The 1499-nt window shown below is 51.2% G+C and carries 2 protein-coding genes; one reads left to right on the top strand and one right to left on the bottom strand.

The window, feature by feature from the left end; translation table 11 throughout:
• The first annotated feature begins 266 nt into the window (after positions 1 to 266).
• Positions 267 to 1184 carry an aldo/keto reductase gene (locus LF95_RS22490; RefSeq protein WP_073954358.1) on the top strand — a complete coding sequence of 306 codons (918 nt, stop codon included), beginning with the start codon at positions 267 to 269 and terminating at the stop codon, positions 1182 to 1184.
• Positions 1185 to 1303: 119 nt separating this feature from the next.
• On the opposite strand, the gene LF95_RS23480 is transcribed toward LF95_RS22490, so the two are convergent.
• Positions 1304 to 1499, bottom strand: a 196-nt coding sequence (locus LF95_RS23480) for a hypothetical protein (protein WP_215905741.1), incomplete at its 5' end; no start/stop codon positions are given.

Genomic DNA, 1499 nt, shown 5'->3' with positions numbered 1-1499 from the left:
CAGGTTCGAGTCCTGCTGCCGGAGCCAATGTGAAAAGGGATCGAACCTTGGGTTCGGTCCCTTTTTCTTTGTACTTTCATCATCAAGCACCCGTTATAAGCCATCAAACGCACCCCCAATGATAAGGCTGGCGAACATATATGAATAGTTTACCCCGCCCTACGGGCTTGCTAGGACAATGCCAGCAACCAAACCAACAACAATAGCCCCTTGGATCGCAAAACCCTGCTGTTTTGCGCCTTTATACGGGGCGACGGGGACCGGATATGTCGCTATCACGCCGAAAACTTGCCAACGACCTTAGCTTTTCAACACTGGCCTGGGGTGCCTGGCGCCTGCGAAACAGCCCGGATATCAATAGCGACAACGATATATTACGCCTTGTTGAAACCGCCCTTGATCTTGGCATTACCACCATTGATCACGCCGATATTTACGGCAATTACGGCTGCGAAGAATTGTTTGGCAACGCACTGGCCAAGGCATCGCATTTGCGCCAGAAAATGGAAATCGTTACCAAGTGCGATATTGCCTTAGCTTGTGAGGGCAAACCCGAAAATCGCATTAATCATTACAACACCAGTAAAAAACATATTCTCGCATCTGTCGAATCCTCGCTTCGCAACCTTCGGACCGATCATATTGATGCGCTGCTATTGCATCGGCCAGACCCACTGATGATTGCCGATGAAGTTGCCGATGCCTTCAACCAGCTAAAACGCGATGGCAAAGTACGCTATTTTGGCGTTTCAAATTTTACCCCATCGCAATTCAACCTGCTGCAAAGCCGTCTTGAGGCACCGATGATCACAAACCAGGTGGAATGCTCGGTACTGGAGCTTGCGCCCGTTTTTGATGGCACGTTTGATCTCATGCAGCAAAACCGTATCAGCCCCATGATCTGGTCGCCACTTGGCGGCGCGCGCCTGTTTCGCGATAAAGACGATGCCGTTGCCGCCCATTTAAGGCCCGTCCTTGAAGACATGCGGGTAAAATACGATGCCCCCGGCATTGGCGAAATTGCCATTGCCTGGCTTTTGGCCCTACCGTGCCAGCCAATCCCTGTTTTGGGCACCATGAAACCCGAACGCCTGAAAGATGCCACCACGGCGTGTTCAATCAGGTTGGACCGCCAGGACTGGTTTACCATCCTGGTTGCGGCCCAGGGGCATCCTGTGCCGTAACAATCAACGAATTGTTATCCGGGCCATAATGGGATGACGGATGATCCTGGAATTACCTGGCGTGCGCCCTACACGGCCGGGGCTGGAATATATCACGACCAAAGAACGGGACCAGTAGCTTAACAGCCAGGTCCCACTTCGCTTTGAGCGTTTGATAAGGCATTGAAACTGGATAAATTTTGCCAAATTTGAATTTTTCGCGCTTTTTTATCAAAAAAGGTCTTGCGCCCGTTTCCGGGTTTTATTATACCCCTGCCACACGCTTCGAACGGAGCGCCAAACACTGATCCGGCATAGCTCAGTTGGTAGAGCAAA

It is taken from the genome of Thalassospira sp. TSL5-1 (assembly GCF_001907695.1).
Lineage (GTDB): Bacteria > Pseudomonadota > Alphaproteobacteria > Rhodospirillales > Thalassospiraceae > Thalassospira.
This window is presented reverse-complemented; position numbering and strand designations above follow the sequence as displayed.

What these genes read in the sequence shown, in the direction of transcription:
- LF95_RS22490 (WP_073954358.1), top strand. Translation starts at nt 267, where the DNA reads ATGTCGCTATCACGCCGAAAACTTGCCAACGACCTTAGCTTTTCAACA.